Origin of the sequence: Sphingobium sp. CR2-8, from assembly GCF_035818615.1 — a bacterium.
GTDB lineage: Bacteria > Pseudomonadota > Alphaproteobacteria > Sphingomonadales > Sphingomonadaceae > Sphingobium.
Map to the genome: position 1 here is coordinate 2,473,326 of NZ_JAYKZY010000002.1, position 16,498 is coordinate 2,489,823.

A 16,498-nucleotide genomic window follows, 5' to 3' on the forward strand; every position below is an offset into this window, starting at 1 on the left:
GTTTTGCTCGGTTTTAGCGCGATTGTGTGCTAACAAAATCGGGTGACCCGACCCCCGGAAGATCAGGCTGACGCACTGGATGCGATGACCCGCCGGGTGGCAGAACTAGAGGCCGAACTCGAGGCGGCCTCCAGGCTGTTGAAGACCTACAAGGCCATGTTGTTCGGCTCGGCTTGCGAAAAAGCGCGCATCGTTCTGGACGGGCAAGGCAGCCTCGACCTGGGTGACCTGAGCGCCGTTCGTGCGGCGCCGCCGGGCAACGACGATCCGATGCCCAGGGCGGCAAAGCCTCGTGCCAGACGCAACATCGGTGCTCTGCCCAAACATCTGCCTCGCCTCGTTCACGTCATCGAACCTGACAGCACGCAATGTGCCTGCTGCCAGGGCGGCATGCACAAGATCGGCGAGGACGTGAGCGAGGCGCTCGACATCGTGCCGGCCATCCTGCGTGTGATTGCGACCGTCCGTCCCAAGTATGCCTGCCGGGCCTGCGAAGGCGGCATCGTCCAGGCGCCTGCGCCGCGCAGGATGATCGAAGGCGGAATGGCGACAACCTCGCTGATCGCCTGGATCGTGACACAGCGCTTCGCCTGGTACCTTCCGGTTTATCGTCAGGCCCAGATGCTGGCAGGGCATGGCCTCCAGATTGACCGATCGACGCTGACGCGGTGGTTGAAGTGCGCGGCCTGGTGGCTCGAAGGGCTCTATGACCTGCAATTGCGGGCAATCCATAGTCACCCGCGCATCCATGTGGACGAAACCCGGATGCCCGTGATTGGAGGTGGCAACGGCAAAGTCCGCATCGACCAGTTCTGGGCTCATGGAACCGATGATCGCCCCTGGAATGGCCCGGCACCGCCGGCGGTGTGCTACGTCCATGCCCGGTCCCGAAGCCATCGCACGATATCCGAGCAGCTTGGTCGCTATCAGGGCGTGCTCCAGGTCGATGGCTATACAGCTTACAAGGGTTTTGAAGAACCGAACCGGTCGTCCGGAGCGATCCGGCTCGCGTTCTGTCTTGCTCACTTGCGTCGGCGCTTCGTGGACCTGCATAAAAGCACCCGGTCGCCGATTACCGCCCAGATCATAGCCCTACTGGGCCGCATCTATCGGATCGAGGCGGAAATCCGTGGCACCAGTGCCGAGCACCGACTGCTCACGCGTCAGGAGAGATCCAAGCCCGTCATGGAAGAGCTCAAGGCGCTGCTCGACGATACCTTGCTGCGGGTCTCAAGGACTTCAGAGCTGGCGGGACATATCCGGTATGCTCAGGGCCACTGGCGCGGCCTCAACCTGTTCCTCGATGACGGCCGCGTCGAGGTCGATAACAACATGATCGAGAGGCAAATGCGCCCGATTGGAATCGGACGCCGCAATAGTCTGTTCGCCGGCAATGAAGGTGGGGCCGATACGTGGGCGGTGCTCGCTTCCCTGCTCCAGACAGCAAAACTGAACGGGCTCGATCCCTTCACCTGGCTGAATGATGTGCTGGCCCGGATGGTCTCGGGCGAAGTGCTCAACAACGATCTCGACCAGCTCCTGGCATGGAACTGGCGCGCCGCTGAACCGACCGCTATGCGACTGGCCGCATGAGCAGCACCAGTCGCTTCAAGCGCCCAAAGAAGCCCAGAAGAGCGCGCATCCTCACGCATGAAAAGCTTGAGGAATGGCTGGCTACTCGCGAACATTCGATGCCGGGGGTATCGATGATCGACGGCTACCTCGCCGCACTCGTCGTATCGCCCCAGTTCATTCCTCCCGAAGACTGGCTGCGCCCCATCGTCGGAGACGGCATCGCCTGGGCGCCGGATGGGAGTATCGAGGAGGCTGTCCGCAACACGATCTTCCAGCGGTATAGCCAGATTAGCGCGACCCTGTCCGGTGGCCCGAAGCGCTATGCTCCCATCTACATGCGCACGGACGACGGCGAAGTTCTCCTGGAGGACTTCGCCAACGGCTTCTACCTTGGCATGCGGCTTAGCATTGACGACTGGAAGCCGCACATATCCAATCCGGAAATCGGCCACCCACTGACCGCCATCCTCGGCCATTGCACGACCATGATGCCTGAGGATCAACGCCAGAACGCACTACGCGGCCAGGCCGGCGAAATCTTGGCTCAGTCCTGGAAGGTCGTTCCAGAGCTGGTCGAGATGCTTCACGTCAGCATCGGCGGCGCTCGAAACGTCGAAATCCGATAATCAGCAGCGTCAACGTGGGGCTCTCGCACCGCTAACGCTCCTGTGCCTGATAGCGATATTTCGATGGTGACAGGATGGTCCATTCTGGATGGCTCTCTGATCCGGTGGCGGTCATACAGGGATAAAAACATATTTTGAACCGGCGTCGCGACGGTTCGTTGTCGTAGCTCCTCTTATCAGGATGAACGGCATGCTGAATGCTTTCAATGCTCGCCCGCTGGCAACATCTGCTTCCTTCGCGACCCGCATCCTCCCATGGCAACCAAGCGGGGTTGCCGCGCTGGTCAACCACACCGCGTTAGAAGGAAATGTTCATGACCAGGCATCTCGCGCGGTGCTGCTTGACCGCATCGCGTCGTTGCTGGAGCTACCCTTGCTCGCTGCCATGGGCGCTGATGAGGCGGCAAAGACGAATGCTTTGCTAGTGCCCGGCGACGCGCTCGAGGAAGATGCGGCTACCGAGGCTGGCATCTTCGACCGTAGTGACATTCTAGGAGGGGTCGTGCCGGCATTCTTTATCGGCACGAAGGGCATTGCGCATGGTCTTGTCGATGACAATGCTCAGCGCCCCCAAGAGTGGTCATTTGAAATGGCCAGGCTCCTGGGCGATGCGGCGCTGCCAGGCTATACTGCTTTTAGCCATGCAGATGCGGCCAAAGCCGGCCGCCTCCTTCTTGCCAAGGGGCCTGTGCGGATCAAAGACGTATGCGGTAAAGCTGGCCTCGGCCAAGCCGTGATACACAACGAGGCTGAGCTCGATGCAGCCCTTGCCCTTGAAGATGCCGAGGATCTCGCCTGCTACGGCATTGTGCTAGAGGAAAACCTTGCCGACGTGATGACCTACAGCGTCGGTGTGGTCGAACTTGGTGGTGAAACCATCAGCTACTGGGGAAGTCAGAACCTGACCACCGATCATCAGGGTCGTGAGGTATATGGCGGTTCCGATCTGTTCGTCGTGCGAGGAGGCCTTGCCGCTTTGGGGAAGTTAGACCTGCCTGAGCACATTACCCAAGCTGTGCGCTGCGCAGCCATATTCGATAAGGCCGCGCATGCCGCCTATCCCGATATCATCCTGACCCGGCGGAATTACGATGTAATTGAAGGCACTGATATACACGGTCATCGGCGCATCGGCGTGCTTGAGCAATCCTGGCGGGTGGGTGGCGCGAGCGGTGCTGAGATTGCGGCGTTCGAAGCCTTCCGCGCAGAACCTGATACGACGCATGTCCGGTGCTCTACGGTTGAGGTCTATGATATCGTAACGCTGCCTGCTGGTGCGACGCTCTACTTTCAGGGCGTCGACCCGGTGGTCGGTGCAATGACCAAATACGCACTGCGGTACGCATGAGCGACCCAAGCAAGATTGACGAAGATGGGGTAGCCCTCAGGGTTGACGAACAGAAGGTCGTCGGCACTCTGCTGCAACCTGAAGTGCCTGTCCCCGGCTTTCTATTCATTCATGGCTGGGGTGGCGACCAGGCCGAGGATCTGGGACATGCCGAGGCGCTTGCACGGCTCGGATGCGTATGTTTCACTTTCGATCTTCGCGGACATGCCGATAGCGACGCAGATAAAGAATGGGTGACACGACAGGACGGACTTGATGATGTGCTCGCCGCCTATGACTACCTCACAGCAAACCCACTTGTCGATACGAACGCTATCGGCGTCATAGGGACAAGTTACGGCGCCTATTTGGCTATGTTGCTTACTGCACATCGCCCGGTGCGATGGCTGGCCATGAGGGTGCCTGCGCTTTATCCGGACGCTGATTGGGACACCCCCAAGTCAAAGCTTAATAAGGACGTCGTGCGAGCCTATCGTGAACAGCCACACGAGGCTGGTGCGGACCGCGCCCTGTCGGCCTGCGCTAATTTCTTCGGTGACGTGCTGATCGTTGAGTCCGAGAAAGACGAGCGAATTCCACGTGAGGCTATCATCTCGATGCAGGGGGCTTTCCGCCAGGCAAACTCACTTAGCCATCGCATCATCCACGGCGCTACCCACGCCATGCGCGATGCGAACCATCAGCGGGCCTACGCGACCCTTTTGACCGGCTGGATTGAGGAAATGGTTCGGGCTGTTCGACTGACGATCTAATGATAGTCGACCATCTTTGCTTCCTTCTGTGTCAGAAAAGCAAGCCAGAAAGTGGCCAAGTCATCGTTTTAGAGCGCACCTCCCATCCGCTACCTTAGAAATGTCGACCCATTGTTGCCATGTAGCTGTAGTGTTCGGGCGGCCACCAGCTGATCGTCCGCGTTTATCGCTGATCTAAATGTTTTATGCTTTCGGACGCAGCAAAATCGCCGTCGAACGGCTTGGACTGGAGCGCAGTTGCCATCTCCGCTGTCGATCCAAATCAGACCTTCAGCCTCGATTTTTCGATCCCTAGGTGCGGCCCGTCCGCTTTCCCGTTCTGGATGCCCAAGTCTGGCCGATAGGCGAATGTCCGGTTCGGAGCCGGGTTGTGAGGATAGCTGACGCTCACACGGCGTCGGCTGCCGACCAACTCAAGCCATTCCGGTGCGGGCGCTGGGATGTCGGCTCAAGCCGGAACCGGTCCTGCGCATGTAAAACGGCTGCCGGTCCTATAGCTGCCATGTTCGCCTCCTCGTGTTGTTCGAAGTCCGGGAAGCAAGTTCGGGCAAAGTGGCTCGCGGCGCATTGACGGCTGTCAACGCCGACGCGCGAGCATCCTCCTAGGGTTTTGCACGTCCCGCGCCGCCTCACGGCTCAAGGAGATTGTCACATGCCAGCCATTCAACAGCCCGCCGCGCCGCGCTTCGTTCAGCCTCGATCACTCCGCCTCAATATCGGCATCGCGCTGATGGGCCTGAGCCTGACAGCGCCGGGCTGCTCACCACAGGGTGACCCGGTCGATAACGCGCAGAACGGCGCGGCGCCCGCCGCCAATAGTGCCGACGCGACGCTTGGCGTGACGACGCTCGACAATCATGTCAGCGGCCAGATCGCCGACAAGCGGCGCAGGCTGATCGCCGAAGCCGTGTCCGCGCTCCAGGAAAGCTATACCGCTCTTGATCTGCTGACGGCCGGCGACACCCGCGCGGCCCTCGCGGCCCTCGCGCGCGCGACCGGAAAGCTCGATATCGTGCTCGCTGCAGATCCCGGACTTACGCTCGCGCCGGTCGATGTCCGCGTCACGACGCATGACGTCATCGCTACGCCGGCCGACGTGAAGAAATTGCGCGACCTTGCCGAGACGGCACTGGACGACCGGCGGCTCCAGGATGCGCGGCATCTGATCGCCGGTATGGCGAGCGAGCATGTGATCAGCACCGTCAACATCCCGCTCGCAAGCTATCCGGCCGCAATCAAGCAGGCCGCCGCGCTGACACGACATGACGAGCATGTTCGATACAGACGGCTGTGAATTGAACGCGATATACGTCACGCCCAGTTCGGCGTCTTTTTCGCGCGCGGTGCGGCATGGGTGACATTCTGCAGCCCGGCGCATCGGCCCCCGACTTCAGTGGCTTCGTCACACCGGACCAAAAGCTTTCGCTCAGCGACTTCGTTGGCCGGCGCGTCATCCTCGCCTTCTATCCCGCCGACTGGAGCCCGGTGTGCGGCGATCAGATGAGCTTATATAATGTGGTGCTACCGGAGTTCCGTAAACACGGTGCGGAGCTGCTCGGTATTTCGGTCGATGGTGTGTGGTGTCACCAAGCCTATGCCAAGGCGAACCAGCTGCACTTTCCGCTAATCGCCGATTTCCACCCCAAGGGCGCGATCGCCAGCGCGTTCGGCGCCTATCGGGACAGCGACGGCGTAGCGGAACGAGCGCTGTTCGTGATCGACGAGGCCGGTCGCATCGTCTGGAGCTATCGCTCGCCGATCGCGGTCAACCCCGGGGCCGACGGGATCCTCGACGCACTGGAACGGATGCCAAAGAAGGAGACGACCAATGTCTGAACTGCGGTTCCCGGTCAGCGACCAGGATCATTCCATCGGGCCATCGAATGCGCCGGTAACGCTCGTCGAATATGGCGACTACCAATGCCCGCATTGCCAGGCCGCTTGGCCGCAGGTCGAGCAGGTGCTGCGACATTTCGGGCGCAATCTGCGCTATGCGTATCGGCATTTCCCGATCTGGACGGCGCACCCGCTGGCCAAACCCGCTGCGGAAGCCGCAGAGTTCGCCGGTGCCCGCCAGCTGTTCTGGGAGATGCATTCCGCACTCTTCGCCAACGCGCATCGGCTCTCTCGCGCCGTGCTCCTTACCTTGGCCGCACGGGAAGGATTGGATCCGAACGAACTAGCGGCGGCGCTGGATCTGCATGATTACGCGGCAAAGGTGGACGCTGATTTTCAGAGCGGGGTTCACAGCGGCGTGAACGGCACGCCCTGCTTCTTTATCAACGGCGTGCGGCACAACGGGACCTACGATGCAACGTCGCTTTCGATCGCGATCGAGCGGGCGGGAAGTGGTAAAGCGGCCCATCTCATCAGGATGCCGGTCGCGTGATGGCCAGCCATCCCTTTGTCAACGGGACGGACCGGCATGCTGATCACCATTTTCGTGCCGGGCAATGTCCATCTGCTCGAAGTGGCGGGCATCAAAGACGCGCTGTTCGAGGCGAACTGCAAGGCGCGCACGGGCCCGCTCTATCGGACCAGGCTAGTCACCGAACAGGGTGTGCCGATGACCAGCGCGTCCGGCGTCACGTTCGTTCCCGATGCCGGCATCGAGCAGGCGACGGATCCCTCCCACACGTTGATCGTGGTCGGCCCCTATGGCGAACCAGAGCCGCCCAGTGATCGGGTCGTGCACTGGCTGCGCGATCAGTCGGCGCAGGCGCAACGCTACGGCTCGACCTGTACCGGCGCCTTCATGCTGGCGCATGCCGGATTGCTGGCGGGTCGCACCGTCACTACCCACTGGCAATATGCCGGGCACCTCGCCGCCGCCTATCCAGACGTTATGGTTGAACCGGACCGCGTCTTCGTGCGCGACGGTCCTGTGTTCAGCTCCGCCGGCGTGGCCGCGGCGATCGACCTCGCCTTTTCCCTGATCGAGGAGGACCACGGGCGCGCACTCGCCCTATCGGTTGCGCGACGGCTTGTCGTCTTCCTGAAGCGGCCGGGCGGCCAGTCCCAATTCAGCGCGGCATTGACGGCGCAAACCGCCGCGACCGGGCCGATCGATCGGCTGCGACTTTACATCCTCGAGCATCCGCAGAATCAGCTCGGTATCGACGCGCTGGCCGACGTCGCTAGGCTGAGTCCGCGCCATCTCGGGCGACTATTCCGCACCGAACTTGGCATGACCCCCGCTACCTATGTCGAACTGGTCCGGATCGATATCGCGCGCCGTCTGCTGGAAGACAGCAGTGCCCCGATCAAGGCGGTCGCGCACGCCGCAGGCTTTGGTTCGATCACGACAATGCGGCGCGCCTTCCTGCGTCGAATCCATGTCACACCGCTTGAATATCGGCTTCGCTTTCAGACGACGGGATCGAGCACGACGGCAGACGCCGGAAACGCCTCCATTATGTCCTGAAACGCCGCCCCTCTCCCGTTGCAGCACCATAGCCGCCGGCCCATCGTCGCGGACAGAGCACGCGACCACACAACACCGCGGTGCGCGAGGGCGATCATGAAGTTCTGGGATGTCAGGCGCGCGGCGCCATCAAGGGTGCTGCCGGACGAAATCGCGCCACCGCCGCTCACCGTTGCGGAACTGGTGCTGGCCGAGAGCAACGAAGGCGTCATCATCGGCGATCTGCGGGCCCGCGGTCATCCGATCGTCAGCGTCAATCCAGCGTTCGAGGCGATAACGGGCTATTCGGCCGCCGAAGCGCTGGGTAAGAATTGCCGATATCTGCAAGGCAGCGATCGGCTCCAGCCCGAGATCGACGAAATCCGCGCCGCGCTGGCGGAGCGCCGCACCTGCTCCGTGACGCTGCGCAACTATCGGCGCGACGGCACGATGTTCCGCAACGCGCTACGCCTGCTGCCGCTCCGTGATGAAAGTGGAGAGGTCACGCATTTCGTCGGCCTGATCCGCGACGTGACCGAGGCGGCGGGTGTCGATCGCCTGACCGGGCTGCTCGATCGCTACGGCCTGCTCGACCGGTTGGACGTGGCTGGCGTGTCCCCTGACGCACTGCTGCTGATGGTCAAGCTCGACATTGTGCGCTTTCACGATGTCAACAACGGCTTCGGCTATGAGGTGGGCGACGCGTTGCTAAGGGCGGCGGCTTCGCGGCTGGCGACGACGCCCTCGATCGCCGTCGCGCGCGTCGGCACGAACAGCTTCGCGCTGGCGTTCGAGATCGACGATGCCGACCGCGCAGCCGATATGGTCGATGATATCCTCGCGCTGCTCAGGCCGCGTTTCGTGCTGCCCGGCGCTGACCTGTCGGTTCAGTTAGCGGCGGGTTTTGCGCTGGGGCTACCCAACGGCGCCGCGCTCCACCTCGTACGACAGGCGGGCGCGGCGCTGCAGCAATCGAAAGCAAAGCCCGCACATGCGCCGCACGCCTATGCTGCCTCGGACGAGCGCGACGCCCGCAATCGCATCCGTCTCGCCACTGAATTGCAGACCGCGCTCGCAAACGACGAGATGGTGTTTCATTACCAGCCGCAAGTCGATCTCGAGACCGGCGATCTGGTCGGTGCCGAAGCCCTGGTGCGGTGGAACCACGGTGCGTTCGGCCTGCAGCCGCCCCAGCGTTTCCTCCGCGTCGCGGAGGAAACCGGCGCACTGCTGAAGATCGGCGCGTGGGGGCTGAAAACGATCACCGCATACGCCGCCGAAATCAACCGCGACCGCCGCACGCCACTCCGCTTCTCGCTCAATGTTTCGGCACAGGAATTCATGCGGCACGACATGGTCGGCTTCGTTCGTCGCGCGCTCGACGAGGCCAGCTGTCGTCCGGAGTGGCTAATGCTGGAGCTTACCGAAGATCTGATGATTCCGGAGCCAGATACCATCCGGCGTGCCTTCGAAGATCTTCGGCACTTGGGAGTCGGCATATCGATCGACGATTTCGGCACCGGATATTCCAACCTCCGGTATCTGGAGCGCTTTCCGCTCAGCGAGATCAAGGTCGATCGCAGCTTCGTGCACGACGTGACCCATAGCGTCACCAAGCGCGTGATCGTGGAAAGCGTCGTCAAGCTGGGTGCCGCGCTCGATATTCGTGTCGTGGCCGAAGGAATCGAAACAGAAGCGGAACGCGCGATCATGCGGGCATTGGGCTGCTCGGTCGGTCAGGGCTATCTATTCGCCGCACCGCTCGAAGATACGCAATTTCGCAGGCTGCTCGATCATGGTCTGTTGCTGCGCGAACCATGGGATGCTCGACGGCTGCTGACGATGCTGGACGGCGACGTACTCTGATCGGCCGGAATGGGATTAGCATAGCCTTTTGATCGATAGCGGCGGCCACGTGCGAGAGAAGAGAGGTGGATTGACAGCGTGATATGCGTTGCAGCAACACCGAAGCTGAACGCTGCATAGCATTTGGAATCGTGCGCAGTGGACGTTTTGGCAGCTCGTGAAGCCGCGCCGAACCGGGGCGATCGACCGTCGGTTGTATCGCGAGTCCGTTCTCACCGCCTATGAGCGCGCGCACACCGTCGGTCAGGCAGATGAATGTTAGGAATCTGCCGCGATGATGAGCGTGTGGCGCTGATTGACGTTAGTCCATGAGGGTCTTCCGTGCCGTAGCAGCGTCTCAGGAATGACGGCAACTGGCGTGCATAGGCGACGTGACGTATTCGGTGCGGGATCATCGCTGTAAGGCGGTGAACGGCTGGTATTAGGAAATGCCGCCGCTCGCCCGTGCGACAGGAACGACCTGGGTTGGTCGACTGCTACCGGAAGCGAAGCAACGAGAACGGCAGCTATCCGCCGACCCCGCTCCAAAGCGACGTTCGTTTATCGGCCATTAGTAAAACCGACGAAAAGACAGAGTGGGATCGTCAGCCGGTGAGCAAGCCCGCCATCGATACATGGCAGCTGCCCTGTTTGATCCGTCTACCCAGCTACATTCATGGTCCGTTTCTTTGTCCCTGCCCTTGTGATATAAGTAATTGGGAAACCAATGAGATTCCCGATTCCAGCAAGAACGAACTGGGGCCTTTCTGGGGGCCTTATCGCTCATTTCATTTTCATTACATGTTTGAAAATTAAGACAGAGTTATTGTGGATTGGATTCCGGCTCGGCTCCAAAATCCTGTCTGGCGACGTCTGCCGACAGTTGAAAAAATCCTGACTCCGGTTGTTTATGGGCATTCTCTGATTGTCAGTGGACAAAGCTGACTGGACGATCCCGGTAACAAAGATGAAAATGCGCCAGCCTCATTCGGTGCCTCTGCCTCGGCAGGCTCTCGCGATACTGCAAGCCATGCGATTTTTATCCGGCTCCGGACGCTATGCGGTCCCTTCGATCCGCACCCGAGCAAGGCCGATCAGCGAAAACACCATCGCCGCGGCATTGCGGCGCATGGGCTATTCCAAAGTGCAAATGACGACCCACGGCTTCCGCACGTCCGCATCATCGCTGTCGAACGAATCCGGCAAATGGAATCCGGACGCCATCGAGCGCGCACTGGCACAGATGGTGGCGGTATGGCGCCGCCTTGACGGTCATGATCCCCTGCGCTTGGGTTGGCCTTCCGCCATTGGCTGATGCAGAAAATCTGCTGGTGCTTTGCCGAGACGAAGTTCAGCGACATCGAAGATGCGATCGACCAGATAAAGGCGGATCTTGTTTTCTATCCTACCCCCATTCAACACCGGCAACACGACGATGGGCTGCGGCCTGCGCGCTGCAGGCGCGTCCGCCTTCAACAGTCAGCATCATAAGAGGTTGGTGCAAGGTCCAAGGTTTTTGCGGGTGTCGGCTATCTTCGCGCATCAACGACGCAGCGCCACTGCTGAGCAGGATTGACGAGATTAGCTACAAGGCGGACAGGTTTTCACGATCATTTGACCTGAAAGCCCGACCAGAATGAGTCCGCCTTATCAATCCAGATCGTATTGAATCCGGTGGCGATGGCAGATCCCTCGATCGAGGGAATGATCGCCGCCTCGCCACCCAGTTGCACCGCCTGCTCGATCCGACCGATGAAGCGGCTGCCGATATAGCTTTCATGGATGAACCGATCGCCAACGCGCAACCGTCCTGATGCCGCCAGATGCGCCAGCCGCGCCGACGTGCCGGTACCGCAGGGGCTGCGATCGATCGCCTTGTCGCCGTAGAAGACGGCGTTGCGACCATCCGCGCCGTCCCCGCGCGGCTTGTCGGCCCATAATATATGACTGACCCCACGAATGGTGGGGTCGAGCGGATGGACCGGCTCATATTTCTCGCGGATGGCCGCACGGATATGATCGCTCAGATCGATGAGGCGCGCCGCACCCATATCGTCCAGGCCGGTATAAGCACCCTGCGGTTCGATGATCGCATAATAGTTACCGCCATAGGCGACGTCGACGCTCAGTGGGCCGATGCCGTCCACATGGACTTCGATCCCCCTCGCCGCGACATAGGCGGGGACGTTAGTGATGCGCACCGCCGTCACCTTCTGCCCCTCCGTCTCATAGGCGATGTCGATCACGCCAGCGGGCACTTCGACCTTCAGCCTGCCCGGCGTGGTCGGCTGGATCAGCCCATGTTCCAGGCCGAAGGTGATGATGCCGATGGTCCCATGGCCACACATGGGCAGGCAACCGCTGGTTTCGATGAAGAGGATACCGATGTCGGCATCAGCCAGGGTCGGCGGATAGAGGAAGCCGCCCGACATCATATCATGGCCGCGCGGCTCGAAACACAAACCGGTGCGGATCCAGTCGAATCGGTTCAGGAAATCCTGCCGCCGTTCCGACATGGATGCGCCCCGCAGCAGCGGCGCCCCGCCCGCGACGAGGCGGACGGGGTTTCCGGCCGTGTGGCCGTCGATGCAGAAGAAAGTGTGACGCATCCCCGCTTCCTATCAGGCCGCAGCGGCGACCGACAGGTCCGGACGGGTCGCGGCGGCCTTTTCGACCATCGCGATCACTTCGGCGCGGCGTTCGCCCTGCAACACATAGCGCGGCGGCAGCACGCGCTCGGAACCCCGACCCATCACTTCTTCGGCCAGCTTGATCGACTGGACCAGGTCATGTTCGGCATCCAGGTGCAGCAGCGGCATGAACCAGCGATAAATTTCCATCGCCTTGGCATGATCGCCCCGTTCGAAGGCGCGGACCAGTTCCACCGATTCCTTGGGGAAGGCGTTGGTCAGGCCTGACACCCAGCCCTGCGCGCCCAGATACAGGCCCTCCAGCGCGACGTCGTCCAGACCGGCGAACAGCGTGTAGCGATCGCCGAAAGCATTGCGGAAATCGGTGAAGCGGCGGGTATCGGGCGCCAATTCCTTGACCGCGACGATATTCTTCACATCGACCAGCGCCGTCAACACTTCAAGGTCGATCACGGTGCGATAGGCCGGCGGGTTGTTATAGAGCATGATCGGCAGGCCAGTCTGATCGGCGACGCCCTTGAAATGGGCAACCAGTTCATGCGCCTTGGGAACATAGACCATCGGCGGCAGCAGCATCAGGCCATCGGCGCCGGCCTTTTCGGCGGCCTGCGCGTAGCGGACGGCGCGGCGCGTATCATATTCCGACACGCCGGTGATAACCGGCACGCGGCCGTCTACGACTTCGACGATCGCGGAAAGAACGCTGACCTTCTCGTCATAGTCCAGCGAGTTGTTTTCGCCCACCGTACCCAGCGCAATCACGCCGGTGACGCCGTCCTTGACCAGATCGTCGACCACGCGCTGCGTGTCGGCGAGGTCGATCGACAGATCTTCACGCAGTTGCGTGGTGACCGCCGGAAACACGCCTTTCCAACCAATTGCCATATTCGTTCTTCCTGCCTTTTTGCTGGTATAAATATCGTATACGATATTACGTTAGCCCGTGCAACGGACTTTTTGCACTGCGGCAATCATTTATGCTGCGCATCATCCGGGATCGGATCATCGACGTCGCCGCCGAAGGGCCGGAGATGGTCGATCACGCAATGTGGACCGGGTATCTGGCTCGGCGTGGCCATCGCCCGCACCTTGTCCCCCTCGCAATAGCCTGCACCGGTCGTTTCCACGATCGCGGTGGCGAAGGCATTGAGGCCGGGACAATGACCGCCCTTGAATATAGCGATATAGGATTGGCGGCGATCGGGCTGCCCCCGGAAATAGAGCCGGCCGTCCTCGCGCACCACTGGCGCTGCAACCCGGCTTTGCAGGACGCAATGCTTTTCCGTCGGCTTGGCCTGAACAGGCGCCGCCGCCGCCATCGTAAACATGACGGCAATCATCGCCGATCGAACCATCATCTTTTCTCTCCCTTGCCTGGAGTAGCCGCACTGATAGACACCACAGCCTCTTTCATGTGCCAAGAAAAGAGGCCGCGGCATCCTGTGCCGCGGCCTCTTTGTTCATTGCGTCATCTGGTTCCGCATTGGTCAGAAGCGGAAGCGGATGCTGGCCTGCGCCGTCCGCGCCAGCGTGCGGACACCCAACGGCAGCAGATTCTGGTTGCCATGATAGCGGAACACGTCGCTGCCCAGCAGGTTGGTCGCCTCCAGCGACAGAGTCATGAACTTGACCGGGGTAAAGTTGACGGCCGCATCCAGCCGTTCCGTCGCGGCGTTGTAGGGCGAATAGGTCGCATCATGGTCAAGGCCGCTGTTAGGATCGAGCCACACGTTCAGGCGATAGGAGGAACGGTAATTATAGGCGACACGGGCGCTGAACTTGGGCGTGTCGTAGAACAGCTCCATGTTGGCGGTCCATTTCGACGTGTTCAGTGAATCGAACTCGCCGGGGAAATCCTCCTGATCATCATATTCAACGCGCGCCTTGAATATGTGCGATCCATTCACCTTCACGCCGAAATTGCGCAATGCGCCCGGCAGGAAGTCGAAGAAGGTCTGGAATGTGCCTTCGATCCCGGTGAAGGTGCCGTCGCCCACATTGCGCAACTGTTCGATAAAACCGGATGACGCATTGGTGACGCCATAAAGCGCCAGTTGGGCGGCAGTCGCTGGCTCCCGGCTGGCGAAGAGCGAGCCAGTTGTTTTCTTGTGATAGCCAGCGATCGAAATCTGCCCGCCACGCCCGAAATAATATTCGGCGCTGATGTCGAATGCCTGGTCGCGCTGCGCTTTCAGATCAGGGTTGCCGGCAAAGATGATCGGCGGAGTGGCGCGCGTCTCGGCAAAGTAGAAGGGCCGTGACTCGAAGAAGCTGGGGCGCTGGACATTGGTGCTATAGGCCAGCCGCAATTGCATCTTTGGCGTGAAGTGGATGATCGCCGTCGCGCTGGGCAGCACATCATAATAATTGCCCCTGCCCGGCGACTCCTGGACGATGTCCTGGAAATCGTTTGTCACGTCGCCCGGACGGTAATTGAAACTGACCGAGTTGCCCCAGGTATTGGTGTAGCGCACACCGGCCACACCATCGACCGGGATGTTCCCCAGCTTGAAGGCCCAGTTGAGCTGGGCATAAGCGGCGAAATTCTTTTCGTTGGAACTGAAGGTCTGGCCGCGATCGCTGTTCGGATAGACAGTGGAAAAGGTCGTAGCGTTGCCGGGGTCATACTGCTGGATGAAGCCGCGAATGTCGTCGATATTCGCCAGCAGCGTCGCGCCGGGAATACGATACCATTGCATGGTGGAGCCGCCAATGTCGGGGCCGATCAGCGAAGCGTCACCAAAACCGGGAAACAGGCTAAGCGGCGCCCGCGCGCCATTCAGGCGCGGGAAACCGTCACGATAGCCATAATAGCGGCTGGTCTTGCGCTGGTTATACCGGCCACCGACTTGCAGGCTGCGCAGGAAAGACTCTTCGCTCAGCTTCAGCGTCAGATCGGCCTGGGCGGCAAATTCCTTGTTCTTCGATCCGCCCTGGTTGTCCTGAAAACGATCGACGCCATAGCTCGACAGATTGTTGAGGTCGACGCCGTTGAACGTGATCGATGGCACGCCCTTGCTATACAGGTTCGATGCGAAATCGACCGTCGCGGAATTCAGGTTGTTCGGGCGCAAGATGGTTTCGACGAAATAATTGCCTTCGTTCGACCAGTTATATTGCGCACTGACGTTCAACTGGGCGCGATCATTATGCCAATGCGCCTCCAGATTGCTGGTATAGAGGTTGGAACGGATATTGTTATACTGGGTATCGATGCCTGCCGGGATGCCGTTGGGGTTGGTGATGGTCAGAGACTTTACGGTTTTGCCGTCCGGCATCAGCACGACATCACTGTAGTTGGTCGCGAAGGGCAAATCCTGTGCATAGAGGCGCTCGACAGAGCGCTTCTCGCGCGATCCCAGATAGCCGCCTTCCAGCACGAAATCGAGATTATCGCTGGCCTTCCACTGCAACACCGCATTGATCGACGGGCGCTTCACGCTGCCCTGTTCAATGCCATATTGCGCGCGATAGGGGATGACGATGTTGGCATTGCCGACCGCCGTGGTGAAGGGCAATTCGCTATCGATAAAATTTTCGCGATAATTGGTCTTGGTCAGCGACGCATTCACCAGAAAGCCTATTTCGCCGATGCCGGTTTCGAAACGGTTCGCGACCAGCAAGCTGCCATAGGGGCTGACCTTTTCGGAAATATCGTCGTAGGAACCGCGAACGCTGCCCGCGATGGTCCAGCCTTTCTTCAGGTCGAACGGCCGACGCAGTTCGACATTGACCGTGCCCGCGATGCTGCCTTCGACCTGATCGGCCGAACGTGTCTTGTAGACATCGACGGATTTGAGCAGTTCGGCAGGAATATCAGCCAGATTGAGCGAACGTTCCTCGCCCAGATTGGTGTTGTTGCCGTTGACCGTGGTCTGCACGCCGGACAGACCACGGATCGTTACTTCCTGCCCCTGACCACGCGCGCGGTCGATCTGCACGCCGGTGACGCGTGCCAGTGCCTCGGGCACGTTATTGTCCGGCAATTTACCCGCATCTTCCGCCACGACCGAGTCCACGATCTGTTTGCTATTCTTCTTTTTGGTCGATGCGGCCGCGACACTGCCGCGTACGCCGGTGACGATGATGTCCGATTTGGCGGCAGCCGCTTCGTCCGGGGATTGCTGCGCGTCCTGCGCCATGGCCGCGACCGAAAGCGACGCGAAAGTCAGCGCGGACAAGGCCGCCGACATGTTGAGAACCGTACGCGACTTCATCCACTTTCCCCTTTTTCCCGGCGGATTGCCTGACTTTATATCGTATACCAACTACATTATTTTGTCGGAGTCAAGCGCATT

At 60.5% G+C, this 16,498-nt stretch carries 14 protein-coding genes; 10 read left to right on the forward strand and 4 right to left on the reverse strand.

What is annotated here, in order from left to right; genetic code table 11:
• Nucleotides 1-84: 84 nt before the first annotated feature.
• The 10 genes from tnpC to U5A82_RS16020 all read left to right on the forward strand — a co-directional run bounded on the left by tnpC (nt 85) and on the right by U5A82_RS16020 (nt 10,864).
• A complete protein-coding gene (gene tnpC, locus U5A82_RS15975; RefSeq protein ID WP_326291817.1) occupies nt 85-1,593 on the forward strand; it encodes an IS66 family transposase in 1,509 nt (502 codons plus the stop codon).
• Complete coding sequence (locus U5A82_RS15980; RefSeq protein ID WP_326291818.1) at nt 1,590-2,201, forward strand: UPF0149 family protein; 612 nt, start codon at nt 1,590-1,592, stop codon at nt 2,199-2,201. The genes tnpC and U5A82_RS15980 overlap by 4 nt, the downstream gene beginning before the upstream one ends.
• 190 nt (nt 2,202-2,391) lie before the next feature.
• A complete protein-coding gene (locus U5A82_RS15985; RefSeq protein ID WP_326291819.1) occupies nt 2,392-3,549 on the forward strand; it encodes a DUF3182 family protein in 1,158 nt (385 codons plus the stop codon).
• Nucleotides 3,546-4,301: an alpha/beta hydrolase family protein gene (locus tag U5A82_RS15990; RefSeq protein ID WP_326291820.1), complete on the forward strand. Its 756-nt coding sequence runs from the start codon at nt 3,546-3,548 to the stop codon at nt 4,299-4,301. Before U5A82_RS15985 ends, U5A82_RS15990 begins: the two co-directional genes overlap by 4 nt.
• 652 nt (nt 4,302-4,953) lie before the next feature.
• A complete protein-coding gene (locus tag U5A82_RS15995) occupies nt 4,954-5,595 on the forward strand; it encodes a YfdX family protein (RefSeq protein WP_326291821.1) in 642 nt (213 codons plus the stop codon).
• Nucleotides 5,596-5,651: 56 nt separating this feature from the next.
• A complete protein-coding gene (locus tag U5A82_RS16000) occupies nt 5,652-6,137 on the forward strand; it encodes a redoxin domain-containing protein (protein WP_326291822.1) in 486 nt (161 codons plus the stop codon).
• A complete protein-coding gene (locus U5A82_RS16005; RefSeq protein ID WP_326291823.1) occupies nt 6,130-6,690 on the forward strand; it encodes a DsbA family protein in 561 nt (186 codons plus the stop codon). Before U5A82_RS16000 ends, U5A82_RS16005 begins: the two co-directional genes overlap by 8 nt.
• A 36-nt stretch (nt 6,691-6,726) precedes the next feature.
• A complete protein-coding gene (locus tag U5A82_RS16010) occupies nt 6,727-7,725 on the forward strand; it encodes a GlxA family transcriptional regulator (protein WP_326291824.1) in 999 nt (332 codons plus the stop codon).
• An 18-nt stretch (nt 7,726-7,743) separates the two neighbouring features.
• Entirely contained in the window at nt 7,744-9,570 is a 1,827-nt protein-coding gene (locus U5A82_RS16015) for a putative bifunctional diguanylate cyclase/phosphodiesterase (protein WP_326291825.1), read from the forward strand.
• Between the two features lie 910 nt (nt 9,571-10,480).
• Nucleotides 10,481-10,864 carry a tyrosine-type recombinase/integrase gene (locus tag U5A82_RS16020; protein WP_326291826.1) on the forward strand — a complete coding sequence of 128 codons (384 nt, stop codon included), beginning with the start codon at nt 10,481-10,483 and terminating at the stop codon, nt 10,862-10,864.
• A 295-nt stretch (nt 10,865-11,159) separates the two neighbouring features.
• Here U5A82_RS16020 and U5A82_RS16025 read toward each other — a convergent pair whose 3' ends face one another.
• The 4 genes from U5A82_RS16025 to U5A82_RS16040 form a co-directional block, all read right to left on the reverse strand.
• Entirely contained in the window at nt 11,160-12,158 is a 999-nt protein-coding gene (locus tag U5A82_RS16025) for a 4-hydroxyproline epimerase (RefSeq protein WP_326291828.1), read from the reverse strand.
• A 12-nt stretch (nt 12,159-12,170) separates the two neighbouring features.
• Nucleotides 12,171-13,085 carry a dihydrodipicolinate synthase family protein gene (locus U5A82_RS16030; protein ID WP_326291829.1) on the reverse strand — a complete coding sequence of 305 codons (915 nt, stop codon included), beginning with the start codon at nt 13,083-13,085 and terminating at the stop codon, nt 12,171-12,173.
• An 86-nt stretch (nt 13,086-13,171) separates the two neighbouring features.
• Entirely contained in the window at nt 13,172-13,558 is a 387-nt protein-coding gene (locus tag U5A82_RS16035; RefSeq protein WP_326291830.1) for a hypothetical protein, read from the reverse strand.
• 129 nt (nt 13,559-13,687) lie between these two features.
• Complete coding sequence (locus tag U5A82_RS16040; RefSeq protein ID WP_326291831.1) at nt 13,688-16,417, reverse strand: TonB-dependent receptor; 2,730 nt, start codon at nt 16,415-16,417, stop codon at nt 13,688-13,690.
• Nucleotides 16,418-16,498 lie beyond the last annotated feature (81 nt).